Origin of the sequence: Flavobacterium sp. ACN6 (genome assembly GCF_002304005.1) — a bacterium.
In the GTDB taxonomy this organism is placed as follows: Bacteria; Bacteroidota; Bacteroidia; order Flavobacteriales; family Flavobacteriaceae; genus Flavobacterium.
The window spans coordinates 276,135-300,541 of sequence record NZ_MRCQ01000004.1; the positions used below are offsets into that span (position 1 = coordinate 276,135).

At 33.4% G+C, this 24,407-nt stretch carries 25 protein-coding genes; 11 read left to right on the top strand and 14 right to left on the bottom strand.

Going from position 1 to position 24,407, the window contains the following annotated elements:
• The first annotated feature begins 16 nt into the window (after nt 1-16).
• The 3 genes from BSF42_RS08490 to bglX are packed head-to-tail and all read left to right on the top strand — an operon-like array spanning nt 17 to nt 4,526.
• Nucleotides 17-856, top strand: a complete 840-nt coding sequence (locus tag BSF42_RS08490) for an endonuclease/exonuclease/phosphatase family protein (protein WP_095952651.1) — start codon at nt 17-19, stop codon at nt 854-856.
• Nucleotides 857-2,281, top strand: coding sequence for a glycoside hydrolase family 30 beta sandwich domain-containing protein (locus BSF42_RS08495; protein WP_095952652.1), 1,425 nt, complete (start codon nt 857-859; stop codon nt 2,279-2,281).
• A gap of 13 nt (nt 2,282-2,294) precedes the next feature.
• The gene (bglX, locus tag BSF42_RS08500; protein ID WP_095952739.1) at nt 2,295-4,526 is read left to right on the top strand and encodes a beta-glucosidase BglX; all 2,232 of its coding nucleotides are present in this window, start codon (nt 2,295-2,297) and stop codon (nt 4,524-4,526) included.
• 221 nt (nt 4,527-4,747) lie between these two features.
• Here the strand turns inward: bglX and BSF42_RS08505 are convergent, their stop codons facing one another.
• Together BSF42_RS08505 and BSF42_RS08510 are read right to left on the bottom strand one after the other, a co-directional pair.
• Nucleotides 4,748-6,769: a hypothetical protein gene (locus tag BSF42_RS08505; RefSeq protein WP_095952653.1), complete on the bottom strand. Its 2,022-nt coding sequence runs from the start codon at nt 6,767-6,769 to the stop codon at nt 4,748-4,750.
• A 155-nt stretch (nt 6,770-6,924) separates the two neighbouring features.
• Nucleotides 6,925-7,182 (bottom strand): hypothetical protein, encoded by a 258-nt coding sequence (locus BSF42_RS08510; protein WP_095952740.1) that lies wholly within the window; start codon nt 7,180-7,182, stop codon nt 6,925-6,927.
• Nucleotides 7,183-7,477: 295 nt separating this feature from the next.
• Here BSF42_RS08510 and BSF42_RS08515 point away from each other — a divergent pair, with 295 nt between their 5' ends.
• Nucleotides 7,478-8,233, top strand: a complete 756-nt coding sequence (locus tag BSF42_RS08515) for an NUDIX domain-containing protein (protein WP_095952654.1) — start codon at nt 7,478-7,480, stop codon at nt 8,231-8,233.
• A gap of 26 nt (nt 8,234-8,259) precedes the next feature.
• Entirely contained in the window at nt 8,260-8,577 is a 318-nt protein-coding gene (locus tag BSF42_RS08520) for an MmcQ/YjbR family DNA-binding protein (protein ID WP_095952655.1), read from the top strand.
• Nucleotides 8,578-8,641: 64 nt separating this feature from the next.
• Here BSF42_RS08520 and BSF42_RS08525 read toward each other — a convergent pair whose 3' ends face one another.
• The 9 genes from BSF42_RS08525 to ahcY form a co-directional block, all read right to left on the bottom strand.
• Nucleotides 8,642-9,250 carry an alpha-ketoglutarate-dependent dioxygenase AlkB gene (locus tag BSF42_RS08525; RefSeq protein ID WP_095952656.1) on the bottom strand — a complete coding sequence of 203 codons (609 nt, stop codon included), beginning with the start codon at nt 9,248-9,250 and terminating at the stop codon, nt 8,642-8,644.
• Nucleotides 9,231-9,482 carry an Ada metal-binding domain-containing protein gene (locus BSF42_RS08530; RefSeq protein ID WP_095952657.1) on the bottom strand — a complete coding sequence of 84 codons (252 nt, stop codon included), beginning with the start codon at nt 9,480-9,482 and terminating at the stop codon, nt 9,231-9,233. Before BSF42_RS08530 ends, BSF42_RS08525 begins: the two co-directional genes overlap by 20 nt.
• A 67-nt stretch (nt 9,483-9,549) precedes the next feature.
• Nucleotides 9,550-10,263, bottom strand: a complete 714-nt coding sequence (locus BSF42_RS08535; protein WP_095952658.1) for a 2OG-Fe(II) oxygenase — start codon at nt 10,261-10,263, stop codon at nt 9,550-9,552.
• 174 nt (nt 10,264-10,437) lie between these two features.
• The gene (locus BSF42_RS08540) at nt 10,438-11,286 is read right to left on the bottom strand and encodes a methylated-DNA--[protein]-cysteine S-methyltransferase (RefSeq protein ID WP_095952659.1); all 849 of its coding nucleotides are present in this window, start codon (nt 11,284-11,286) and stop codon (nt 10,438-10,440) included.
• Between the two features lie 175 nt (nt 11,287-11,461).
• The gene (locus BSF42_RS08545; protein WP_095952660.1) at nt 11,462-11,794 is read right to left on the bottom strand and encodes a multidrug efflux SMR transporter; all 333 of its coding nucleotides are present in this window, start codon (nt 11,792-11,794) and stop codon (nt 11,462-11,464) included.
• A 47-nt stretch (nt 11,795-11,841) separates the two neighbouring features.
• Nucleotides 11,842-12,936, bottom strand: a complete 1,095-nt coding sequence (locus BSF42_RS08550; protein ID WP_095952661.1) for a hypothetical protein — start codon at nt 12,934-12,936, stop codon at nt 11,842-11,844.
• 10 nt (nt 12,937-12,946) lie between these two features.
• Entirely contained in the window at nt 12,947-13,231 is a 285-nt protein-coding gene (locus BSF42_RS08555; protein ID WP_095952662.1) for a hypothetical protein, read from the bottom strand.
• A 63-nt stretch (nt 13,232-13,294) separates the two neighbouring features.
• Nucleotides 13,295-13,822, bottom strand: coding sequence for a hypothetical protein (locus BSF42_RS22410; protein WP_095952663.1), 528 nt, complete (start codon nt 13,820-13,822; stop codon nt 13,295-13,297).
• Nucleotides 13,823-14,205: 383 nt separating this feature from the next.
• Entirely contained in the window at nt 14,206-15,522 is a 1,317-nt protein-coding gene (ahcY, locus tag BSF42_RS08565) for an adenosylhomocysteinase (RefSeq protein ID WP_095952664.1), read from the bottom strand.
• Nucleotides 15,523-15,842: 320 nt separating this feature from the next.
• Here ahcY and BSF42_RS08570 point away from each other — a divergent pair, with 320 nt between their 5' ends.
• Nucleotides 15,843-16,493, top strand: a complete 651-nt coding sequence (locus tag BSF42_RS08570; RefSeq protein WP_095952665.1) for a 4'-phosphopantetheinyl transferase superfamily protein — start codon at nt 15,843-15,845, stop codon at nt 16,491-16,493.
• Between the two features lie 110 nt (nt 16,494-16,603).
• Here the strand turns inward: BSF42_RS08570 and BSF42_RS08575 are convergent, their stop codons facing one another.
• The 3 genes from BSF42_RS08575 to BSF42_RS08585 form a co-directional block, all read right to left on the bottom strand.
• Nucleotides 16,604-17,002: a group III truncated hemoglobin gene (locus BSF42_RS08575; RefSeq protein WP_095952666.1), complete on the bottom strand. Its 399-nt coding sequence runs from the start codon at nt 17,000-17,002 to the stop codon at nt 16,604-16,606.
• The gene (locus BSF42_RS08580) at nt 16,999-17,286 is read right to left on the bottom strand and encodes a hypothetical protein (RefSeq protein WP_095952667.1); all 288 of its coding nucleotides are present in this window, start codon (nt 17,284-17,286) and stop codon (nt 16,999-17,001) included. The genes BSF42_RS08575 and BSF42_RS08580 overlap by 4 nt, the downstream gene beginning before the upstream one ends.
• 81 nt (nt 17,287-17,367) lie before the next feature.
• On the bottom strand, nt 17,368-17,964 hold the full coding sequence (locus BSF42_RS08585; protein WP_095952668.1) for a Crp/Fnr family transcriptional regulator: 597 nt from the start codon (nt 17,962-17,964) through the stop codon (nt 17,368-17,370).
• A 94-nt stretch (nt 17,965-18,058) separates the two neighbouring features.
• Here BSF42_RS08585 and BSF42_RS08590 point away from each other — a divergent pair, with 94 nt between their 5' ends.
• The 5 genes from BSF42_RS08590 to BSF42_RS08610 all read left to right on the top strand — a co-directional run bounded on the left by BSF42_RS08590 (nt 18,059) and on the right by BSF42_RS08610 (nt 24,401).
• Entirely contained in the window at nt 18,059-18,790 is a 732-nt protein-coding gene (locus tag BSF42_RS08590) for a geranylgeranylglyceryl/heptaprenylglyceryl phosphate synthase (protein ID WP_095952669.1), read from the top strand.
• Between the two features lie 30 nt (nt 18,791-18,820).
• The gene (pnuC, locus tag BSF42_RS08595; RefSeq protein WP_095952670.1) at nt 18,821-19,441 is read left to right on the top strand and encodes a nicotinamide riboside transporter PnuC; all 621 of its coding nucleotides are present in this window, start codon (nt 18,821-18,823) and stop codon (nt 19,439-19,441) included.
• Nucleotides 19,405-21,519, top strand: a complete 2,115-nt coding sequence (locus tag BSF42_RS08600; protein ID WP_095952671.1) for a DUF4301 family protein — start codon at nt 19,405-19,407, stop codon at nt 21,517-21,519. The genes pnuC and BSF42_RS08600 overlap by 37 nt, the downstream gene beginning before the upstream one ends.
• Complete coding sequence (gene arfB, locus BSF42_RS08605) at nt 21,519-21,923, top strand: alternative ribosome rescue aminoacyl-tRNA hydrolase ArfB (RefSeq protein WP_095952672.1); 405 nt, start codon at nt 21,519-21,521, stop codon at nt 21,921-21,923. Before BSF42_RS08600 ends, arfB begins: the two co-directional genes overlap by 1 nt.
• Before the next feature lie 327 nt (nt 21,924-22,250).
• Nucleotides 22,251-24,401: a TonB-dependent receptor gene (locus BSF42_RS08610; RefSeq protein WP_095952673.1), complete on the top strand. Its 2,151-nt coding sequence runs from the start codon at nt 22,251-22,253 to the stop codon at nt 24,399-24,401.
• Nucleotides 24,402-24,407 lie beyond the last annotated feature (6 nt).

A 24,407-nucleotide genomic window follows, 5' to 3' on the forward strand; every position in this document is an offset into this window, starting at 1 on the left:
ATTAAAATTTTTTAACATGAAAAAGATAAACAAACTTGTTTGCGCAGTAATGCTGCTTTTAGCTGTCAACTCATTCTATGGTCAGAATTTAAAAATTATGACCTACAATATTCGTTTAGATGTTGCTTCAGACGGAGAAAATGCCTGGCCAAAACGAAAAGATTATTTTGCTTCTCAAATTGGTTTTTACAGCCCAGATATTTTTGGAGTGCAGGAGGCAACGCCAAATCAAGTTACAGATATTGCATCGGCTCTGCCAAATTATAACAGATTTGGAATAGGAAGAGAAGAAGGCGGTTTGGGCGAAGCTTGTACGATTTATTATAAAAAAGACCGATTTAAAGTAGAACAATCCAATACATTTTGGTTATCAGAAACACCCAATGTAGTTTCGAGAGGATGGGACGCTGTCTGCAACAGAGTTTGTACGTACGGACTTTTTAAAGATTTGAAAACTAAAAAAACATTTTGGATTTTCAATCTGCATTTAGATCATATGGGCGAAGAAGCGCGAGTAAAAGGCGTTCAGCTTGTTCTTTCTAAAATAAAAGAATTAAATACTAAAAATTACCCAGCCTTTTTAATGGGAGATTTTAATTCAGAACCTGATACAAAACAAATCGTAGAGATTAAAAAAGTGATGAATGATACCAAAGATGTTTCAAAAGAAAAACCTTTTGGACCTTCAGGAACCTTCAACGATTTTAAACACAATGAACCCGTAACATTATTGTTAGACTACATTTTTGTCTCAAAAAATAGCGGACTTAACATTCAAAAACATGCAGTGCTGAGTGATTCTAAAGATTTAAAATATCCTTCGGATCATTTACCTGTTTTAATAGAAATAGATTAAATGAAAAACAGCAACAAAAAACTTCAGATTCTGGTTTTACTGCCTCTAATTATGATGCAGTTCAATTGTGGATCTTCAAAAAATGCTTCAGCTAATTCTGGAAAAGTAGAATCTTGGATTACAACTTCAGATGAAAGTTCAAAACTAAAAAAACAGCCTGATTTGGTTTTCAATGTAGAAACAAATTCAAGTCAGACAATTGAGGTAAACCCTTCTCAGAAATTTCAAACTATAGAAGGTTTCGGCTTTTCATTAACGGGAGGAAGTGCTCAGGCGATTTTAAAACTAGATAAACCAAAAAGAGAAGCTTTGCTTCAAGAGTTATTTTCTAGAAAAGAAGATGCCATCGGTTTAAGTTATTTGAGAATTAGTATTGGAGCATCAGATTTGAATGAAAAAGTTTTTTCGTATGATGATCTGCCGGAAGGGCAAACCGATTTAAAACTGGAAAAATTCAATTTAGGACCAGATTTAGAAGATGTAATTCCGGTTTTAAAAGAAATTCTAGCTATAAATCCGAAGATAAAAATAATGGGTTCTCCGTGGTCGCCTCCAGTTTGGATGAAAGATAACGGAAGCTCGAAAGGCGGTAGTTTACAACCCAAATACTATCAGGTTTATGCCGAATATTTTGTGAAATATATTCAGGCAATGAAATCACACGGAATTGTTATTGACGCCATTACGCCCCAAAATGAGCCATTGCATCCAGGAAATAATCCAAGTTTATTAATGCTTGCAGAACAACAGGCAGATTTTATTGGAAATCATTTAGGTCCCGCTTTCGCGAAAGCTAAAATTAAAACCAAAATTATTGTTTACGATCATAACTGCAATAAACCAGAATATCCTTTGACTATTTTAAAAGATCCAAAAGCAAATCCTTTTGTTACGGGTTCGGCTTTTCATTTATATGAAGGCGACATTAGTGCTTTGACAACGGTTCATAATGCTTTTCCAGATAAAGATTTGTATTTTACCGAACAATATACAGGAACAGGAACTAATTTTGAAACCGACTTAAAATGGAGTGTAAAAAATGTAGTAATCGGTTCCATGCGTAATTGGAGTAAAAATGCACTTTCATGGGGATTGGCCAATGATGAGTTTTACAAACCTTTTACACCAGGAGGATGTTCTACCTGCAAAGGTGCTTTGATGATCGATCAAAATCAAAATATAAAAAGAGAGGTAGGATATTATATTATTGGGCACGCTTCTAAATTTGTTCCAGAAGGTTCAGTAAGAATTGGAAGTGATATAGTAGGAAATTTACACAATGTTTCTTTTAAAACTCCGTTAGGACAAATCGTTCTGATTGTAGAAAATGACGGGGCTTCAGCAGAAACCTTTAATATTAAATACAACCAAAAACAAACCTCAACCACACTAAACGCAGGTGCTGTTGCTACTTATGTTTGGTAAACAACTTAAACTTATGAAGAAAGTAACCACAATCACTTTGCTGCTGTTTTCGCTTTTTGCGTCGGCACAACAGCAGACAATAGATCAGAAAGTGAATGATCTATTGAAGAAAATGACAATTGAAGAAAAAATTGGACAGTTGAACCAGTACACAGGAGACAATTCTGCTACGGGTCCAATTACTATTAATCCGAACAAACAAACCGAAATAAAATCAGGTTTAATTGGCTCAATGCTAAATGTTGTTGGAACAAAATATACCAGACAATATCAGGAATTGGCCATGCAGTCAAGACTTAAAATTCCATTGTTGTTTGGTCAAGATGTTATTCACGGATACAAAACTACTTTCCCAATTCCATTAGCAGAAGCGGCGAGCTGGGATTTAGATGCGATCGAGTTAGCAGCAAGAGTTGCCGCTACAGAGGCTTCAGCAAGCGGAATCCATTGGACATTTGCTCCAATGGTAGATATTGGTCGTGATCCTCGCTGGGGACGTGTAATGGAAGGTGCGGGAGAAGATACTTATCTAGGTTCTAAAATTGCTTACGCGAGAGTAAAAGGTTTTCAAGGAAATAAATTGGGAGATTTAAACTCCGTTATGGCTTGTGTAAAACACTTTGCAGCTTATGGCGCAGGTGTTGGCGGAAGAGATTATAACTCTGTAGATATGAGCGAAAGAATGCTGCTTGAAACGTATTTACCACCTTTTAAAGCGGCTTTAGATGCAGGCGCAGCAACATTCATGAATTCATTTAATGATATTAACGGAATCCCGGCAACTGGAAATGCTCATTTGCAAAGAGATATTTTAAAAGGAAAATGGAACTTTCAAGGTTTCGTAGTCTCAGATTGGGGATCAATTGGAGAAATGGTGGCTCACGGTTATTCTAAAGATCTAAAAGAAGCGGCTTACGCTGCCATTACCGCAGGAAGTGATATGGATATGGAAAGTAATGCGTATCGTAACAATCTTGCGGCTTTGGTGAAAGAAGGAAGAGTTTCTATTGATTTAATTGACGATGCTGTAAAACGTATACTTCGCAAAAAATTCGAACTAGGTTTATTTGATGATCCTTACCGATATTCGGATGAAAAACGTGCAGAAAAAGCATTATCAGATCCAGGAAATACAAAAGCAGCACTTGAAGTAGCGCAAAAAAGTATTGTATTATTAAAAAATGAAAACCAAACTTTGCCAATTTCTAAAAGTGTAAAAACAATTGCTTTTATCGGACCAATGGTTAAAGAATACAAAGCCAATATGGGATTTTGGTCTGTAGAACTTCCAGAAGTTGATTACGATAAATGGGTGGTTTCGCAATGGGACGGACTTCAAAATAAAGTAGGTAAAAACACAAAACTGCTTTACGCTAAAGGCTGTGAAGTTGATGGAGATAATAAAGACGGTTTTGCGGAAGCTGTAGCAACGGCCAAACAAGCTGATGTTGTTATTTTGAGTATTGGTGAAAGACGCGATATGAGCGGTGAGGCAAAAAGCAGAAGTGATCTTCACTTGCCAGGAGTTCAGGAAGATTTAGTAAAAGCGATTCAGGCTACAGGAAAACCAGTTGTAGTTTTAATTAATGCAGGAAGACCTCTTGTTTTTAATTGGACAGCAGATAATGTGCCGGCAATCGTATATACTTGGTGGCTGGGTACAGAAGCAGGAAATGCAATTGCAAATGTTTTATTTGGAGATTACAATCCGTCTGGAAAGCTGCCAATGACTTTTCCAAGAGAAGTGGGGCAGGTGCCAATTTATTACAATCATTTCAGCACTGGGAGACCAGCTAAAAGTGAAAATGAAACTAATTATGTTTCAGCGTATATCGACTTAAAAAACTCTCCTAAATATGCTTTTGGATACGGATTAAGTTATACCAAATTTGATTATTCTGGTTTGAAATTATCAGCAGCGAAAGTAAAAAGCAACGAAACCATTAAAGTTTCTTTCCAATTAAAAAACAGCGGAAAAGTTGCTGGAGAAGAAGTTGTTCAGTTGTATTTAAAAGATAAATTCGGATCTGTTGTGAGACCCGTTTTAGAACTGAAAGATTTTAAGAAAGTGAAATTAAATGCAGGAGAATCTAAAACAATCGAGTTTACAATTGATAAAGAAAAACTTTCTTTCTATAATGACAAATTAGAATGGAAGGCTGAGCCGGGAGATTTTGAAGTAATGATTGGCGCTTCGTCAGCAGATATTAAATTAAAATCAGATTTTGAATTGCTTGCTAATTAATATTGCAGCCCGTAAAAAAGTATTAACACAAAAACATAGATTTAAATTTTAATTGATTAAGATTAAATAAGTGATAATCATTTACACATAGTCTATGTGTTAGAAACCAGTTTCTTTCAATTCCCTTTTCTAGAAAAGAAAATCTATGTTTCTATGTGTTTAATAAAAATTCAATAACTATAAAAAATGGGGCTGTAAAAAGCCCCATTTTTTTATTAAAATTATTTAAGTCGTTTCTTAAAGTTGAATTTTACAAGATTTAAAAAACCTTGTTCAATAATGTCAATGCCAATTCCATAATTACTATCGGCGATAGAATGATGGTCATTTCTGAATTTTTCAAAATCACTTGAAGGAATTTCCAAATTTGACAAAGGCTTGAAATCGATAATTACAGATGCTCCGTTTTTAGTTACTTTTTTACGGCTTGTAAAATCAAAATACGGATTAGTAATTGTGCTTTCCTGAACGGTATATTTCTCTTCGGTATCTATTCTTTGATCAGTCTGAAGATTGATCTCATATCTTTCATTATCAAAATTATGCCAAAACGGAATGTCCGTATGCATAAAATCTCTGGCCGTATTTTTTACTACATTTCGGTCAAAGTACATTAAAAAACGATTCTTTTGAGCATCAACAAAATAAGGATTTTCAATAGAAGCGCTGTATTGAATGGTAAATTCGTTCAATCTTTTATCATCACTTACAATATCGATTACGGCATTTTGAAAAATGGTTCTAATATCCGTTCCATTTCGGTCATTCGAATAATTTAAAGCATAAAACAAAAAGTTATTCCAGCTGTCGATAATTTCTCTTTTGTTAGTGTTTTTAAAGTATTTACGCATATAATTAGCGCGATTTCCTTTATAAGTACTGGTTAATTTTAATGCGCCGGAACTATTTTGAGCGTTGAAATCTGCTTTTTCATTAATTCCATAATAAGAGAACCTATGCGATTTTTTAATTTCCAGTTCCTTATTTGGTTTAACTTCAAGATAATGCAGAAAATATATAAAACCACGATTTTCAATTAAACCAAATTCATCTCTTGTCGTTGCATCTATAAAATAGGTTTCGTCTTTATAATTAACCTTTACAATTACATGATTAAAGGTTAGCAGCGAAGGCAGATAATATTTAATATAATGATCAGAATTAAAGTTGACCAAAACCACAGAAGAATCAACATTAATATAGTCTAAAACTACTTTCAGTAAAACCGATTTAGCTTTACAATCTCCTTGTTTATCCTCATAGGTTACAGCAGGTTCCTGTGGTTTATGCCCGTTCATTTCATCGGCATTAAAAACATAGTAAACATGATTCTGTACATAATCAATTGCAAATTGCAGTTTTTCATCCTGATCTGCAATCGCATCTAATTTTTCTACAAGAGTTGGAGCAAAATCTTTTAAAGAAGATTTGTTGTAAATTTCTTCGTAAAGAGGAGAAATATAGTTAGCCAGATCCGTCCAGTTACGATCTGTAGCAAAATCAATGTACGGAGCAATTTCTCTATTTTCATCAAAAGAATTGATGTAATTTTCTTTTTCAATTACAAATCTTTCGCCTTTTTTCAGATAATTAATTTCGGGCTGCAATACATTCCCATCCTCATCCCTGTAAAATGTTTTCTTGTAAGCAATTGTTTCTTTTCGGTCACTAATAAAAGTAAATTTATAGTTTCCGTAAGCCCAGTAAGTATTTGGAGTTACATAAACATATTTTAGAAACTCTTTTCGAAGGAAATCACGATCAGTAAAAACTTTGATTCTAGAATCTTCCGTAATTAAAATATCGTAAAGTCGTAAATCTTTAATCGTAATATTTACTTTTTTACTGCTGCTTAAAACGCCGCCTTCACTTTGGTTTTCATTGTCAAGTACCTTGATTTTTGTATCTGGGATTTTGTCAATTAAAACACCATCTCTAAGAACACTAATGCGATGTATAATGTAGGTTTCATTTTCTTCTACAATCACATCTTTTGCAGAAGCACTTTCCAGATTTGATGGTTCGTTGAGCGTGTATGCTACGCAGGCGTATTCGCTGTTCTCTGTATCACTTGTATAATAAATTTTATCTAAAAAGTAGCAGAAATCTCGTCCTTCATCAACTTGTTTTTTTGAAAAATCAGATTCCTTTATATATTCGATCAGCTGCTTATCATCAGTTTTTGAAGCCCACTGTTCGGGTTTTTGAATTTTGTAATTTTCTGATTCTATGATGTTTTCCATATTAATAATTTTACAGGGTATATTCTTACTTTCAATATAGCTAAAGTAAGTAATAATGCCTGATTTTACTCGATAAAAATGTAAAATCTATGTCAAAAAAAAGCCTCACTGAAAGGAAGTGAGGCTGCATTATAAATTATAAAAATGTGTAAAGGTTATTTTAAAACTGTATTTATGAAATCCATTGCGCCAATTCCTTTGTACGAAGCATACAAAGCTTTATCATAAGCTTCTTGTTTGGCTTTTTTATTTTTTGCATCTTTTTCAATAATCATTTCATTGAAAATTCTTTCTTGTTCCGCGCTGTATTTTAAAGAAGCTTCCAGAAGATAAGTCTTAGAAACAAATCCGAAAGAAGACCAGATTTTGGTTCTAATTTTTTGATTAATATTTTTTAACGGATTAGCAATCATAACTTCTGATTTTAACTTTTCAATGTCTGTCTCTTGATAATGGAACAAACTGATTTGTAATGCTTTTCTTGGAAACAACCTTGAATTTAACAATTCAAATCATTAATGTGTTATTATGACGCAATGTAATTATTTTTTTTAAATTTGAACTTTAAATTTTAGTTAAAATTGTGATTTACACACTTCTCTATTTTATTGGGAAATAGTATTCTATTTTTTAAAAAGTGATTCGAATTTGTAAAAATGAAGTAAATTGCAGTGTTGTTTAAAGAAAGATATACACTTAAATACTCGAATGTTAAAAGACATTATAGATAATAATGAAAATTACCAGCCTGGACTTTCTATAGATTGTGTAATTTTTGGTTTTCATGACAATCAGCTTAAAGTTCTATTAATAAAAGTAGAACATGCGGCGAAATGGTCTCTGCCAGGAGGCTTTATCCACGTGGATCAGGATATTGATACTGCAGCAATTACCGTACTAAACAGCCGAACTGGAGTTGAAGGTATTTTTTTGAGACAATTTGCGACTTTTGGAAAAGTAAAACGTAATGATCAGCATTTTGATGAAAGGATTCTAAAGTATCTGCAAATAGAAGAAGAAAAAGGAAAATGGCTTACGCGTCGTTTTGTTACGATTGGATATTATGCTTTGGTTGATTTTTCGAAAATTCTTCCAAACCCGATGAGCAGACATGAAGTTGTAGAATGGATTGATCATAAAGAAGTTCCGGAACTTATTTTAGATCACCGCGAAATTCTGGATAAAGCACTCGATACTTTACGAATTGAATTGAATTTAATGCCAATTGGATATAATTTACTGCCTGAGAAATTTACCATTCCAGAATTGCAGAAATTGTATGAAACGATTTTGGATAAAAAACTGGATCGCAGGAACTTTTTACGCAAAATCACTACAACAGGAATTCTAACGAAGCTTGACGAAAAGAAAAGCAACGTAGCACACAAAGCTCCAAATCTATATTCTTTTGATAAAGAAAAATATGATGAGGTTTTAAAAAATGGTTTGAATCACGGCTGGTAAAGAAATTATAATTCAAAAAAAAGATTATGATCTCAATTGAAACCTTTAGAAAATTAGCATTGTCGTTTCCAGATGCAACAGAAGAACCTCATTTTGAGAAAATATCCTTTCGCGTCAAAAAGAAAATTTTCGCCACTTTTGATGAAAAGAATAATCGAGCAGTTTTAAAATTAAACGAAATAGATCAATCGGTTTTTTGTGCTTCGCGCGAAATGATTTTTTATCCCGTTCCAAATAAATGGGGAAAACAAGGCTGGACAATTGTCGAAATTTCAAAAGTACGACCAGAAATGTTTGAAGATGCTTTAATAAGATCTTATCAAAATGTTATAGGCAAAAAGTAAAATTATTCAGCATACAAACCTAACAGGTTTTTAAAACCTGTTAGGTTTCTTTATGGCAAAATAATTATTTAATAATAGTTCTAAAAGTCAAATTTACTCTTGGTTTCTGAGTTGTTTTGGTTGGTGGCAATCGATGCAGCCAATTTGTCTGCGTTTCATCTTTCATAACCAGTAAACTTCCATGTTCCAGAATTAAAGAGACCGTTTCTTTCGACTTTTTATGCTTGAAAGCAAATTTACGCTCAGCCCCAAAACTTAGAGATCCAATTGCGCCATTCTTTTTGAGATCTTTTTCTGCATCACTGTGCCACGCCATTCCTTCTTCGCCAGAATGATATAAATTAAGCAGGCAGGAATTGAATGTTTCTCCTGTTTTTTCTTCTATAAAAGCTTTTAGTTTTAATAATTCTGGTGTCCATGGAAGCGCTTTTTTTGTAGTATTGGAATACGTATATTCAAATTCCTGATCGCCGTACCAAGCCACTTTACGTTTGGTTAAAATTAGTTTTCCAAATATAATGGCTTCATCATTTTTCCATTCAATGGAATGTAATAAAGTGTCGCGATAAAAATCTGCTTCATTTCTGGAAAATAATTTTCCGTAATAATTTACAGTTCCATCTTTTGGAAGCAGATTTGTGTTTTCGTTTATTTCAGGAGTAAATAAGTCCATTTTTCCATTTTTGATAGTCGGTTTTCATACAATGTCCGCAAGGTCTGAAACCATTTTGTTCTGCTTCATCTTCAGAAAAAAAGAAAACCCGATTTTCCCGTTTCATTCTTTTTCCCGAACGGCATTTCAGCGTTCCGTAGATTTTTAATTTTCGGTTGCCACCGAAACAAATTTCCGCATTTTTAATTTTATTTCGAAGATCTGAATCTGAAATTTTATTGTGTTCAATCATATTTTTTAGGTAGAAAGGTTCAGAGGGACAGAGGTTTAGTGGATGCATATCTTTGCACCTTTGCACCTTAATTTAACGCATCATGAAAAATAATTCCTAACGTATATCTTTCACCCGAATGAACTTCGCTCACGCCATGTTTCATATTCACACGATAATATCCTTTTGTTCCTTTTACAGGTCTGAAATTGGTGGTAAAAACCAAGACATCTCCCTTTTTAGGTTTCAAAACAATTGCTTTAGACTGTGCTCTGGGCGTTTGCTGGGTTAAGACAAATTCGCCGCCTATATAATCTTCATCGGGTTCATTTAGAAAAAGTACTATTTGAATTGGAAAATAAATAGCTCCATACAAATCCTGATGCAAAGTATTAAAACCACTTTTGCCATATTTTAAAATTAAAACAGTCGCTTTCAATTGATTATTATCATGACACTGCTTTAATAATTCTTCGTGCGTTTCAGGAAAAATAGTGCTGATATTCAAAGCTTTCATCCAAGAATTTGCAATTGGAGCCAATTTCGGATAAATGGAAGAACGAATGTTTTGAATTAAATCTGGAAGCGGATAATTAAAATATTTATATTCCCCCAAACCAAACCGATAACGTTCCATTACAACCGTTTTTCGATATAAATTTGGATTGTCATAATCGAATTTTAAATCTTCACATTGTTCGTTATTCAGAACGCTTGGAATAATGGCGAATCCATTTAGGTGCATAGATTCTGTGATGCTTTCCCAGTTAAGAGAAGCAATTTTAGATTGTATATTTTGCATAAATAATTTTAGATTGAATTTTATAATGACAGAGAATTCAACACATAGCATATCTGTAGAGACCCACAGCAGTGCGTCTAACGTAATGTATTTCCGTAAAGAAATTCTTTGTCGACAATCTTTGCGTAGAGGCACTGCAGTGCCTCTCTACAGAAAATCTGTGTCGTAAATTGTTTAAATTTCCGAGATTAATTTCGCGCCTTCCCACCCAATAATAGCTGTTTTTCGGGTATTGCCCCACATATAACCTCCGAAAATTCCAGAAGATTGAATGACGCGGTGACACGGAATTAAAAAAGCTACAGGATTGCTGCCAATTGCAGTTCCAACTGCCCTTGAAGCATTTGGTTTTTCAATTTGATTCGCAATGGAACCATATGTAGAAAGCTGTCCCATTGGGATTTTAAGCAATGTTTCCCAAACTTTTAGTTGAAAATCGGTGCCTTTTAAATGCAGTTTGATTTGAGATAATTTGCTCCAGTCATTTTGGAAAATAAACAAGGCATTTTGTTGTGCTATGTCTAATTTTATAGAAAATGCTGCATTTGGGAATTTGTTTTTTAAATCCTGAAATCCGATTGTTTCATCTTCGGCGAAAGCCATAAAACAAACTCCTTTTTGGGTAGACGCTACGATTATATTCCCAAACGGACTTTCGGCAAAACTATAGTTTATAGCCAGATTTTTTCCTCCATTTTTATATTCGGCCGGCGTCATTCCTTCGATATTGATGAATAGATCATGCAGTCGGCTTGTGCCTGAAAGTCCTGTTTCGTAAGCTGTCTCAGAAATTGTTGCTTGATTTTCTTTGAGCAATTTTTTTGCATGTTCTAAACTAGTGTACTGCAAAAACTTCTTCGGACTTGTGCCTGCCCAATCACTGAAAAGCCTTTGAAAATGAAACGGACTCAAATGCACTTTCTCTGCAACCTCATCAAGATTAGGCTGGTCTTTAAAATTGGCTTTGATATAATCAATTGCATCTGCAATCCGATTATAATTAATGTTTTCCTGTGTGTTCATTTTCTTTCCATTTTATAAGGCAAAGATCGATTGGTTTTTGCGGGTATAAAATCTGAAACTTGCTTTGTTTTTGCCGCAAAGGCATAAAGACGCGAAGTTTTTTTGAAGTATTGTTACTCTAAAAGAACTACGAGATTAAAAACTTTGTGTCTTAGCTACTTCGTGGCATTATGTTTTAATGAGCCGCAGTTTTAGAAAAAACATTAATTATAACTACGCCTACTATTATTAAACTCAATCCAATTATAGGAGGTAGATCGGGTATTTCTTTGAAGAAAATCGCGCCAATTGCTGTAATCATGACAATTCCAACACCAGACCAAATTGCATAAGCAATACCAACAGGAATGGTCCTAATTGCAAAACTTAAAAAGTAAAACGCACCGCAATATCCAATAACCGTAATAATGCTTGGAAGCAGTTTTGTGAATTCTTCAGACTTTTTTAATGCAGAAGTAGCGATGATTTCAAAAACAATGGCGATAAATAAAAATAAAAAATTCTTCATGATTTGCGGTTTTTACAAAGTTAAGCTTTGTTCGAAAAGGGAATGAATTATTTAAGATTATCTTTTCTTAAAGAAACACTAATCAGTTTATAACCATTTTCGGTTCTTAAAAACTCCAAATGATCTTGTCCGCGTTCTGTTTTGTTTTTTGGAGAAATTACAATATCCATGACAGGATACTTCCAGTCTTTTGCTTCATTGCAATTGTTAAAGTAAATACTGAATTCGTTTTCTGCATAATTATAAGGATTTAAACCCTCTATAAAAATGCTGTAATCACAATTTGCGGTCGTAAGTTCAAGTAATTTCTTTTTTATTAATTTGTAATTTTTATTAATGAATTTTGTTTTTGTTTCGGTAAAACTTAGGCTTCTTCCATTTCTATAAGGTGTACTGTAAGATATTTTTTGATAGAAATGTTTTAATAAATTGTCTTTTGCTAAGTCAGAGAGTAAATTGTTTTTTAGCCACGATCTAAATTCCTTTTCGAAATTTATAAAGGAATAATATTGCTCGTCAATTCCACGAAAACTTTCTCTTGTTTCATCTTTACTCGGTTTGGCTGCTTTCTCTACTGAGAAATAATTCAGATGGTAATCATTATTATATTTAAAGTTTTCGACTAAAATTTTATTATTAATATCAATTAAGAATTCTTTCCCTCCCTTCCAGAAAAAATGTTCTCCATCCATTTCTTTTTTGGCATCTTTTAAACCTATAAACATTCCGTTTTTGACTTTTGTTAAATTGCTGTATTCAGCTGGGATTGCAATTTTTCCATCACCATTAAACATTCCCATTTTATCTGTTTTAGGATCTCTGAATCGGATAAAACCTTCATTTTCGCAATCTGGACCATTATCAAAAACGTATAAACTATCGCGTCCAATTATTTTTCCAGTTTTAGTTAAATAATAGCTTTCCCAATCGTTATTTTTTTCATTTGTAACCGCAATTATATTTTCAAATTTGCGGGCAATAGTAAATCCTGTAAATTTAGGCTCAATTTTAATAACACCGTTTTTGTCTTTAAATCCAATTTTTGTGGTGTCTTTGTTCCAAAATGCATTCCAGATGTCGTTGCTTTGCGCAAATACAGTACAGCTAAAGAGAAAAATATATAGAATGATAATCTTTTTCATGAAAATTTATTTATCGCAGATGAGTTTCTGTTTCGTTGTTTTTTGCTTCCTCAAAGCAATCGGAGCATAACATTTTAAAATCGGCTTTGGCTTGAAAAACGTCGGTCCATTCCTCGCCATTGTCCAGAAGCCATTGTTCGCATTGTCCGCACCACGCAATTTGGGGAAGATCTTCTTCGGCTTCAGAGTAGAAAAAACCTGTTTCTTCTTTCGAGTCTATTGCCAGCGCAATATGTATACAGGTAAAAGACATGTCTTTGGTGCCATGTGTTTCGCATAAAACTTTTTCGATCATTTTGTTGTTTAGAATTTAGGAGAAAATAAAACGTTATTCAGAAGGTGATTATTACTTGAGCTTTTATTTTTTGTTTTTTTGCTTTTCCTCTTCTTTAAGTCTTTTTTCTTCTTCGTGTTTTTTGGTAAGTTCTTCTTTTTGAATTTTTGCAGCCTGAATTTTGTTTTGCAAATCCTGAATTTTATTTGAACTTTTTTCTAAATCAGATTTTGACTTATTTAGTTTTTCTTCAGATTTTTGAACTTTCTTTTTCGATTTTTCAATGTCTTTTTTAAGATCGGTAGTATCGTTTGTGTTTTTTTCAAGACTGGCGAGTTCTTCTTGATTAGCTTTTAAATTGGCTTCTTTTTCTGCTGATTTGGTTTGTAGTTTTTTTAGTTTTCTTTCTTCATTTGCCAGTTTATCTTCTGCCGTTTGAATGCTGTTAAGATTACGCATCATATCGCGCTGCTGTTGCTGCTGTTGCATAAACATTTGATTTTGCTGTCTAAACATCGCGTTGCTGGACTGCATTTGTCTCTGCATGCTGGATTGAGCTTTGGTAAAAAAAGGCAAGAGAATTAATAACATTAAAATCAGTCGTGTTCTCATAATTTGGTTTTAGAAATTGGGGTTTGAATTTCAAATGTAAAACTTAAAATTAAGAATTGTATATATTCTCTGATAAAAGTAAGGTTCTTTGTATCCGTTCGCGTAAGGGATAGAAGTAAGCTGCCGAAGCAGCACGGATAGCCCGACAGCATCCAGATAAAAGGGCGTATAAGCGCATAGTAATTTTGCCCTTTTATCTGGATGGTGGCACGCCCAGATTTTTGTTTTTATTCTTTTGTTTCAGGTTTCAAGTTTCACGGAACTTGAAACCTGAAACAAAGAGCAACTAAAAAAACAAAACCCGACAGGTTTTTAAAACCTGCCGGGTATGATATAGATAATTAAAGAAATCTGAAATCTTAATTCAGAAATCTAAAATCAATTTAGTATCTGTAATATTCTGGTTTGAAAGGACCTTCAACCGGAACACCAATATAAGCAGCTTGATCGTCACGTAAAGTTTCTAACTCAACGCCTAATTTAGCTAAGTGCAAAGCAGCAACTTTTTCATCTAAATGTTTTGGTAACATGTAAACGTCATTGTTGTAAGCAGCACTGTTTTTCCATAATTCGATTTGTGCCAAAGTTTGGTTTGTAAATGAGTTACTCATTACAAAACTTGGGTGACCTGTAGCACAACCAAGGTTTACTAAACGACCTTCAGCAAGAATGATGATATCTTTTCCAGCGATAGTATATTTGTCTACCTGAGGTTTGATTTCGATTTTTGATGCTCCGTGAGTTTTGTTCAACCAAGCCATATCAATTTCGTTGTCGAAGTGACCAATGTTACAAACAACAGTTTTGTCTTTCATTTGTTCGAAGTGCTCTCCAAGAACGATATCTTTGTTTCCTGTAGTTGTAATGATGATATCAGCATTAGCAATTACAGTGTTTAATTTTTTAACTTCATAACCGTCCATTGCAGCTTGTAAGGCACAAATTGGGTCAATTTCAGTAACTGTTACAATAGATCCAGCACCTCTAAAAGAAGCAGCAGTTCCTTTTCCAACGTCACCGTATCCACAAACGATTACTCTTTTTCCAGCCAACATTAAGTCAGTTGCACGACGAACAGCATCTACAGCAGATTCTTTACACCCGTATTTGTTATCAAATTTAGATTTAGTAACAGAATCGTTAATGTTGATTGCAGGCATTGGCAACGTCCCAGCTTTTACTCTTTCGTAAAGTCTGTGAACACCAGTTGTAGTTTCTTCAGAAAGACCTTTAATTCCAGGAACCAATTCTGGGAAACGGTCAATAACCATGTTAGTTAAATCTCCACCATCATCAAGAATCATGTTTAATGGTTTTCTGTCTTCACCAAAGAATAAAGTCTGCTCAATACACCAGTCAAAAGACTCTTCGTCAAGACCTTTCCAAGCATAAACTTGAATTCCAGCAGCAGCAATAGCAGCAGCAGCCTGATCCTGAGTAGAGAAAATGTTACAAGAAGACCAAGTAACCTCTGCACCAAGAGCAATTAAAGTTTCGATTAAAACTGCAGTTTGAATCGTCATGTGTAAACATCCAGCAATACGAGCACCTTTAAGAGGTTGTTCGTCTTTATATTCAGCACGAAGCGCCATTAAACCTGGCATTTCAGCTTCAGCTAATTCAATTTCTTTTCTTCCCCAAGCCGCTAGAGAAATGTCTTTTACTTTGAAAGCCACATAAGGCGTAGTTGTAGTACTCATTTATAGTGTATATTTGTATATTGTAAAATTTTTGCAAATTTACATAATACCTTTTGAATTTTACTACTTTCTGTCAGATTTGTGAAATCTTTAATTTCTTAATCTCTAGAATGTTAGTTTAGGAATCGTTTTAAACCATATAAATGATATAAGTTCATTTTAAAAAAGATTCTTAAACTATTACCTTTGCTGCAAATTGCTTATATTTACTAATACATTTTTTTGAGCCATCAGTTATATTTTCTGATATTACTTATATGGTTTCTAATTAACCACCTACGATCTATAATTAACCATTTATAATTTACAATTAAAAAGAAATGCCTTTATTTCAAACCATACAGTTTAACGAAACAACAAAAATTTTAGTTTGGGAAATAACTGAATCTCTTGAAGAGCTAGTAAGCAAAGTTGTGTTGAAAGAAAAAACACAAAAAAGACTGGACGGAATGAAATCGCAAATGCACCAACGCGCTTTTTTAAGTGTTCGAATGCTGATTCAGGAAATGGGTTTTACGGATAAAGACCTGCATTACGATGAATTTGGGAAACCGTATTTTGATTGTCATAACTATATTTCGATTACGCATTCGTATCATTTTGCGGCGATAATTATAAGCGATGAAACGGTAGGAATCGATATGGAATTGCAGCGCGAAAAAATTCAGCGAATTGCAGATAAATTTACAGATTTTGAATGCAGTTATTTAAAGCCAGAATTTACAGAAGAATACATAAAAAAACTTACTGTTATCTGGGGAGCTAAAGAAGCAATCTTTAAAATTAGAAATGAAAAAGGAATCAGCTTTAAAGATCACATTAGAGTTGAAGATTTTTCTTTAGATAAAAAACAAACTCAATCCAGTCTTCATTTCGATGATTTAGTAAAAGATTTTGATGTTCATTATGAAGAAATCAAATCGGATAATTTTGAGGGAACTTTTACTTTGGTTTATGCTTTTGAAAAATGAAATTACAATAGGAAAATTCCAAATTCCAAACACTCGGGCTCGATAAAGATTGACGATTTTTATTGCAGAGTTTCTAGTGTGATTTCTCCCTTCGGTTGAAATGACAAAAACTAAACTTCACTTTCTTTATTTCTATGCTGAAACATACTCATATAGAGAAAAGTGCTCATTTTTCTGGCACGTCTTTTTAAAGTTTCTACGTTTTCGCCTTCAAAATGTTCGTCTAATGTCTGTGCCCAATGATTCAGCCAGATTCCAAATTCGTTTGCTGTGATTTTTTCGTCAAAATGAGCATCAACTTCATTGTGTACCGCATGCGGATTTCCTTTGTATTTTTTTACGGCAAATAAATTGGTTTCCCAAAAATCAGTTAGTTTTTCGAGGTGTGCATCCCAATCGGTTATAATATCATTAAAATAAGAGCCGATTTCTCGATCGGCTCTTATTTTAGCATAGAACTGATGTACCAAAAATGAGATGTCAGCTCTATTTTCTATTTGCTTTTTCACAGAATAATAGTGTTTAACAGAATAAAAAATACACTTAAAACGGAACTAAGAATTAAAAGATTGAAAACTACTTTATGTTTCATTTGTGCCAAAATTGAAGTGTTTACAAAGATACAAGCTAAAACAATAATAGCAAGTTGGATCATTTGAAAGATAGAAGTTCCATTAGACAAAATGTACATCGCAGCAGCGCCTCCTAAACAGCTTTGACCAATTACAGCCATTGCAGCAGAACCCATATAACTTTTATTGAAATTTTCGAATGTTGTTTGATATAGTGTCATGATATTGAGATTTTTATACCACAAAGGTACGGTCACAATACCGCTGCGTTTTATGATTTAAATCATATTACAGGAACTTTTTTATCTGTATACTTTTCTGTTAATAATCTTCAATTCGCCTTTTTTCTCCAAAGCTTTTATGGCCCGAATGACAGTTTCTACCCGCAAACCCGTTAAATCTCCAATCTGCTGTCTGGTAAAATTGATTAAATAGCCGTTTGGTTCTTTTTTAAAATTAAAATAAACAATTCCGTGATCGATTAATTTTAAAACGCGGTGTTCTGGTTCGTGCGTTGAAATTTCTGCCGCCATAACCGATTTATAATACAATCGCTGTGCAAGGTTTTCGATTATCTTAATACTTATCGCTGCGTTTTCTTCCAGAAGTTTCATAAAGTTTAATTTAGGAAGAAGAAGAAGCTGACTATCCTCTACAGCAATGGAATTAGCAGGATATTTTTGGTTTAAAAATAAAGGTGGTTCCCCAAAAGACTGCTCCTTATAAAATATTCCCTGAATGAATTCTCGTCCGTCGTCATTGTAATTACACATTTTAATTTCGCCCGAAATGATCTGATAATAAGATGCAGGCAGTGTTCCTTCTTCAAAAATTAGTTCACCTTTTTCGAAAGATTTTTTTACGGCACCGTATTTTTCTAATAAAGCAGCTGCGATCATAAATTGTTCTATTGATTGTTGACAGAGACTTTACAAATATAATTCATTCATAATAGTTCTTCTACGTTAAAAACTTTTTACTTTTACAGCCATTATGGAGCAAAAAATACGTACTACAATCCATCAGCAAATTTTAGAAGCTAAGAAAAGCGGGCAGAAATTATTGGCCATACTTCTGGATCCTGATAAAATTGTCTGGGAAAATTTAGATCATTTATTACTTAAAATAAATCAATCTCCTGCAACCCATATTTTTGTTGGAGGAAGCATTGTTCAAAGCACTATTTTAGAAGATTTAATTGCGCAGTTAAAACAAAAAACAAATTTACCGGTTGTTATATTTCCTGGAGATCCTTCGCAGATTTCACCACAGGCCGATGCTATTTTGTTTTTGTCATTATTATCTGGTCGAAATCCAGATTATTTAATAGAATATCAAGTTCAGGCAGCTCCAATTTTGAAAAAGACCAAGCTTGAAGTAATATCAACAGGTTATATTTTGATAGAAAGCGGCAATGAAACTGCCGTTGCACGCGTTAGTAAAACTGAACCGCTGAACCGAGAGAACTTCGAACTAGCGCTAGCAACAGCGCAAGCGGGGGAAATGCTCGGCAATAAATTGATTTATTTAGAAGCGGGAAGTGGTGCAAAGAAACCAGTTCCGCTAGAAATGATTTCCTTAATTGCTCAAAACATAGAAATTCCTGTAATTGTTGGAGGAGGAATTGTAGATTTGCATGGAATTAAAAAAGCGCATAATGCAGGAGCAGATTTAGTAGTTATTGGAACTGCTTTTGAAAATGACAGCCATTTTTTCGATTCATAAAAAAAATTAACCGCCTTTAAATACCACCAAATGATTGACTTTTTTCTTGATAGTTACAAAAATGCGCCTTTGTGGCATATTGCTCTTGAGTTTTTGGTATTTGTTTTTGGTATTTTAAGTGTTTGGTTTGCAAAAAAAGAAAATATTTGGGTTTACCCAACAGGATTAATTGCAACGGTAATTTCAGTTTACCTTTTGTATGTGGCAGGTTATATTGGAGACATGATTATCAATGCATATTTTTCAATAATGAGTATTTACGGGTGGTATGTCTGGGCAAAAGGAGGAACAGTTGAAGACAATCTGCCAATTACTCGTACAACTCAAAATGAAAAAATAATCGGAATCTTACTATTTATTGTTACTGTTTTTGTAGTTTTCGGAATTTATAAATACTTTGGTTACGAAATTCATCCCGACAATTATGTAGATATGGTTTCGTCTGGAATATTTTTTGCGGGAATGTGGTACATGGCCAGAAAAAAAATAGAAAACTGGACACTTTGGATTATTGGTGATATTATTGTTGTACCTCTCTATGCCTATCGGGGCTTAGGGATGCTTTCACTTCAATATATAATTTTTACAATTTTGGCTATTGCAGCTTATTTAGAATGGAGAAAGATCTTAGACAGCAAAAAACAACTATAATAAAAATTGCTTTATTTGGGCCTGAAAGTACAGGGAAAACCACATTGGCAAAACAACTTGCAGAATATTACGAAACCAAATGGGTTCCAGAATTTGCACGCGATTATTTGCAAGAAAAATGGGAAGAAGATCAGCATATTTGTGTTGCAGAGGATATGATGCCTATTGCTTATGGACAAACTGCATTAGAAAATGAAAAACTTGCTGCAGCAAATAAATACCTGTTTTGTGATACCAACTTAATGGTAACCAAAGTTTTTTCGGAAATGTATTATGGTTTCTGCGATCCGCTTTTAAATGAGGCAGCATTAAAACATGAATACGATTTATTCTTTTTGACAGATATTGATGTTCCTTGGGAGAAAGATGATATACGAGATACTCCAAAAGGAAGAGAGACTGTTTTTTCTGTTTTTAAACAAACGTTGATTGATACCAAAAAGCCTTTTATTACATTATCGGGAGATAAAGAATGCCGTTTAGCAAAAGCTGTACAAATTGTAGATGCTTTGGGAGTCTTAAAAGAAAAAGGATTATCATCTCAAGATTTTGTTGAAATTTACAATCACGGTATTCCCTTTGAAAATATTGTAATGCAATTAGATGTTTTTAAGAACGGAATTGCAAAAAGCAGCTTAACTAGCCCGGCAACTATTGGTAAAGGGATTTTAAGTTTATCCGAAGCCGAGTTTGAAGAAAAAGCAGTTTTTTTTGATAAGCAGAAAGAAAATCTAAAAATAAAAAAGTTTGTTCCTGCATCCGGTGCCGCGACTCGAATGTTCAAATTTTTAACAGCTTTTATAAATGATTTTGATATCAATAAAGAAACGATAAATGCTTATATCAACAGAAAAAATGATAAAGAACTTGCCATTTTTATTGTTGGAATGGAGAAGTTTCCTTTTTTTGAAGAAATTGATAAAAAATTAAGATTGATTTATCCCGATTTTGAAACTCTAGAAAGGGATTATAAAAATTATTACTTTATACAAATATTATTATCTTCAGATTATCTTAATTCAGCAAATAAGCCTAAGGCCGTTTTGCCTTTTCACTTATATAAAACGCATATTGCGAGTCCAATAGAAGAACATTTAAACGAATGTGTACATTATGCCACAGCCAAAAATGTTTCAAATTTACATTTTACGGTTTCAGAAATACATCAGGATTTGTTTGAAACAGCTATTAGAGAGGTGAAAGAAAAAATTGAAAAGCAATCTGAAACCACTATTAATATTGGGTATTCTTATCAAAATAAAAGTACCGATTCTATTAATGTAGATATAAAAAACAAAATAGTAAGAAATGGTAATGGAAGCTTGGTTTTTAGACCTGGAGGACACGGCGCTTTAATTGAAAATTTGAATAATCTGGACTCTGATATTATTTTTATTAAAAATATAGACAATGTTATTCAAAATCATATTGATAAAATTACCTTATATAAAAAAGCATTAGGAGGGATTTTAATCGCAGTACAAAAGAAAGTTTTTGGATATCTAAAATCAATTGAAAGCGGTGAAGTAACTGAAAATGATCTTGTTGAAATAGTTGATATTTTGAAGGAAGAGCTACATATTCAAATAACCAACGACTTCAATAAATTTACTTTTGAGAATAAACTTGTCAAGATTAAAGAACTATTAGATCGTCCGATTAGAGTTTGCGGAATGGTTCGAAATGAAGGAGAACCTGGCGGAGGGCCATTTTGGGTTATGAATGAAAAGGGAGAGATTTCACTGCAGATTGTAGAAACATCTCAAGTAGATTTAGCGAACAAAAAGCAAGTTGAAATTTTAGAAGCGGCAACACATTTTAATCCGGTGGATTTAGTTTGCGGTATTAAAAATTATAAAGGAGAGAAATTTGATTTAAAACAATTTGTAGATCAAAAATCTGGTTTTATTGTTGAAAAAAGTGTTGAAGGAAAACCTGTAAAAAGCTATGAACTTCCAGGGTTATGGAACGGTTCAATGGCAAATTGGTTAACCATTTTTGTCGCAGTTCCGTTAATTACTTTTAATCCGGTAAAAACGGTAAACGATTTATTAAAGCCAGCGCATCAGCCTCAATAATGGATAACGAGAGAATCATATCAGAGTTAAGTTTTAAAGCCGTCCGCAGCAGTGGTGCGGGCGGGCAGAATGTAAATAAAGTTTCCTCGAAAGTAGTTTTAAATTTTGATTTAGAAGCTTCTCAGGCTTTATCTGATGATGAAAAATTGCTTCTAAAAGAGAATTTGTCATCTCGTTTGACTTCTGAAAATATCTTAATCTTAAATTGTGATGAAGATAGAAGCCAGATTAAAAACAAAGAAATTGTTATAAAAAGATTTCTGGAATTAATCAAAAAAGGACTTTATGTTCCGAAGGTCAGAAAAGCAACCAAAATTCCAAAATCTGTAATAAAAAAGAGAATTAAGGATAAAAAGAATGTCTCTGAGATTAAGCAATCTCGGAAGAAGCCAAATTTGGATTAAATTCCAAACTTTAAATTCCCAATTCCAAAAAGCTCATCTCTTGTAGTTTTCAAATGGGTTTGGAATTTAAAGTTCAAAATTTAATTCTACAGGGAGTTTTAATTTGGAATTTCAATTGTTGGAATTTGATTTTTAAAGTTTACATTTGCACTGTCTCAAAGGGGTGCTCTAAATAACGAGCTGAGATCATACCCAAAGAACCTGAGCGAGTAATGTTGCTAAGGGAAAAAACGACAATTTCAAGCGCACACACGTTGTATTGTCGTGAAACACATTTATTAATTTAACAAAAGAATAATTCCCCCTTTTATTTGTAATTCTTTACGAATGAAAACTATTTTTCAAGGTGCTGAGGTACTAAGGTACAAAGGTGCAAAGCTGAGTCTAAAGTCTATTTCTTTTATTCTATTCTCTTTATTCTATTCTCTTTTCTCATTCTCGCAGCAACAAGATTCTACCAAAGTAAATTCTCTTGATGAGGTTTTAGTTTCGGCAGTTCGTGTTACTTCAAAAACTCCAGTGAGTTTTAGTAATATGGATAAAAAAGAAATTAAATACAGAAATCTAGGGCAGGATATTCCTGTTTTGATGAATTATCTTCCATCTGTTGTGACAACTTCTGATGCTGGAAATGGTGTAGGTTACACAGGAATTCGAGTACGTGGAAGCGATGCTACACGTGTAAACGTAACTATAAACGGAATTCCTTACAACGATGCAGAAAGTCAGGGAACTTTTTGGGTAAACATGCCCGATTTTGCCTCTTCTGTAGAAAGTCTTCAATTACAACGTGGCGTAGGAACATCTACAAATGGTGCGGGTGCTTTTGGTGCGAGTTTAAATATGCTGACTGATAGTTATGCGACAAAAGCAACAGGCGAAATTTCAAGTTCTGCGGGATCATTCAATACATTTAAAAATACCGTAAAATTTAGTACCGGTTTATTAAATGATCATTTTGAACTTGCCGGTCGTTTATCGGTAATACAAACAGATGGTTATATTGACCGTGGAAGTGCAGATCTAAAATCATATTTTCTTCAGGGAACTTATGTAGGTAAAACGACTTTGATTAAAGCTCTGGCTTTCGGTGGAACTCAAAAAACTTATCAATCTTGGAACGGAATTGATGCCGAAACGCTGAATGCAGATCGTACTTATAATTCGGCAGGAAAATATACAGACGAAGCGGGAAATATTCGCTTCTATGATAATGAAACAGATAATTACAATCAAGATCATTATCAGCTGCATTGGAGTGAATCTCTTTCAGATAATTGGAGTACAAATTTGGCATTTCATTATACAAAAGGGAAAGGTTATTTTGAAAATTATAAAGAAGATGCCGAGATGTCTGAATATAATTTAAATCCAGTTGATGCGATAACGACAACCGATTTAATACGCCAGAAATGGTTAGATAATGGTTTTTATGGCACTACTTTTTCAGCTAAATATGTAACGGAAAATCTGAATGTTATTTTAGGCGGGGGATGGAATAAATATGAAGGTGACCATTATGGTAAAGTGATTTGGGCAAGATATGCTTCGCAGTCTGAATTAGGAGATCACTATTATGATGATTTTTCAACAAAAACCGACGGTAATATTTTCGCGAAAGCAAATTATCAATTTACAGAACAATTAAGTTTCTACGGAGACTTACAATACAGAAATGTAAAGTACAAAGCAAATAGCGCCGAAACTGGTTTGGTTGATGATAATTTTAATTTCTTTAACCCGAAAGCAGGTTTGAATTATGCTTTTACTCAAAATAGTACACTTTATTTTTCTTATGCCAGAGCGAATCGTGAGCCAAATAGAACAGATTATGAAGGAGGAAATGTAAAACCGGAAAAATTAAATGATTTTGAATTAGGCTGGAGATTCAATTCAGAGAAATTCCAGTTGAATTCTAATTTCTATTATATGGGCTACAAAGATCAATTGATTTTAACAGGAAGATTAGATGATGTTGGAGCACCCATTCGTGCCAATACGGAAAAAAGTTACCGTTTAGGTTTTGAATTTGATGCAACAATTGTTCTTTCCGATAAATTTACTTTACGACCAAACTTTACTATAAGCAGTAATAAAAATGTAGACCTAGCTGTTGATGGGGATTATTACGGAACAACAGATATTGCTTATTCTCCAGAAGTTATTGCAGGAAATATTATTGTATACAAACCTATCGAAAACTTATATGTTTCACTTTTACAGAAATACGTTGGAGAGCAGTACATGAATAATATTGAGCTTCCAGCTGCCAAATTAGCAGATTATTTTGTAAACGATTTTAATGCTTCTTACGAAATAAAACCTAACTCTATTTTTAAATCAATTACGATTACAGCGTTGGTTAATAATATATTCAATAAAAAATATGTTTCAAATGGCGCGATGTGGGATATTTATCCATACTATTATCCGCAGGCAGGAACCAATTTCTTAGTAGGTTTAAATTTGAAATTCTAAAAAAAT

Excerpts from the sequence above, each read along its gene's own strand:
- arfB (WP_095952672.1), top strand. The coding sequence starts at position 21,519 with ATGGATAACGAGAGAATCATATCAGAGTTAAGTTTTAAAGCCGTCCGC.
- ahcY (WP_095952664.1), bottom strand. The coding sequence starts at position 15,522 with ATGAGTACTACAACTACGCCTTATGTGGCTTTCAAAGTAAAAGACATT.
- BSF42_RS08535 (WP_095952658.1), bottom strand. The coding sequence starts at position 10,263 with ATGCAAAATATACAATCTAAAATTGCTTCTCTTAACTGGGAAAGCATC.
- BSF42_RS08495 (WP_095952652.1), top strand. The coding sequence starts at position 857 with ATGAAAAACAGCAACAAAAAACTTCAGATTCTGGTTTTACTGCCTCTA.
- BSF42_RS08545 (WP_095952660.1), bottom strand. The coding sequence starts at position 11,794 with ATGAAGAATTTTTTATTTTTATTTATCGCCATTGTTTTTGAAATCATC.
- BSF42_RS08610 (WP_095952673.1), top strand. The coding sequence starts at position 22,251 with ATGAAAACTATTTTTCAAGGTGCTGAGGTACTAAGGTACAAAGGTGCA.
- BSF42_RS08515 (WP_095952654.1), top strand. The coding sequence starts at position 7,478 with ATGTTAAAAGACATTATAGATAATAATGAAAATTACCAGCCTGGACTT.
- BSF42_RS08505 (WP_095952653.1), bottom strand. The coding sequence starts at position 6,769 with ATGGAAAACATCATAGAATCAGAAAATTACAAAATTCAAAAACCCGAA.
- bglX (WP_095952739.1), top strand. The coding sequence starts at position 2,295 with ATGAAGAAAGTAACCACAATCACTTTGCTGCTGTTTTCGCTTTTTGCG.
- BSF42_RS08510 (WP_095952740.1), bottom strand. The coding sequence starts at position 7,182 with ATGATTGCTAATCCGTTAAAAAATATTAATCAAAAAATTAGAACCAAA.
- BSF42_RS08570 (WP_095952665.1), top strand. The coding sequence starts at position 15,843 with ATGCCTTTATTTCAAACCATACAGTTTAACGAAACAACAAAAATTTTA.
- BSF42_RS08525 (WP_095952656.1), bottom strand. The coding sequence starts at position 9,250 with ATGGACTTATTTACTCCTGAAATAAACGAAAACACAAATCTGCTTCCA.
- BSF42_RS08585 (WP_095952668.1), bottom strand. The coding sequence starts at position 17,964 with ATGATCGCAGCTGCTTTATTAGAAAAATACGGTGCCGTAAAAAAATCT.
- BSF42_RS08600 (WP_095952671.1), top strand. The coding sequence starts at position 19,405 with ATGGAGAAAGATCTTAGACAGCAAAAAACAACTATAATAAAAATTGCT.
- BSF42_RS22410 (WP_095952663.1), bottom strand. The coding sequence starts at position 13,822 with ATGAGAACACGACTGATTTTAATGTTATTAATTCTCTTGCCTTTTTTT.
- BSF42_RS08555 (WP_095952662.1), bottom strand. The coding sequence starts at position 13,231 with ATGATCGAAAAAGTTTTATGCGAAACACATGGCACCAAAGACATGTCT.
- BSF42_RS08580 (WP_095952667.1), bottom strand. The coding sequence starts at position 17,286 with ATGACACTATATCAAACAACATTCGAAAATTTCAATAAAAGTTATATG.
- pnuC (WP_095952670.1), top strand. The coding sequence starts at position 18,821 with ATGATTGACTTTTTTCTTGATAGTTACAAAAATGCGCCTTTGTGGCAT.
- BSF42_RS08520 (WP_095952655.1), top strand. The coding sequence starts at position 8,260 with ATGATCTCAATTGAAACCTTTAGAAAATTAGCATTGTCGTTTCCAGAT.
- BSF42_RS08490 (WP_095952651.1), top strand. The coding sequence starts at position 17 with ATGAAAAAGATAAACAAACTTGTTTGCGCAGTAATGCTGCTTTTAGCT.
- BSF42_RS08550 (WP_095952661.1), bottom strand. The coding sequence starts at position 12,936 with ATGAAAAAGATTATCATTCTATATATTTTTCTCTTTAGCTGTACTGTA.
- BSF42_RS08540 (WP_095952659.1), bottom strand. The coding sequence starts at position 11,286 with ATGAACACACAGGAAAACATTAATTATAATCGGATTGCAGATGCAATT.
- BSF42_RS08590 (WP_095952669.1), top strand. The coding sequence starts at position 18,059 with ATGGAGCAAAAAATACGTACTACAATCCATCAGCAAATTTTAGAAGCT.
- BSF42_RS08530 (WP_095952657.1), bottom strand. The coding sequence starts at position 9,482 with ATGATTGAACACAATAAAATTTCAGATTCAGATCTTCGAAATAAAATT.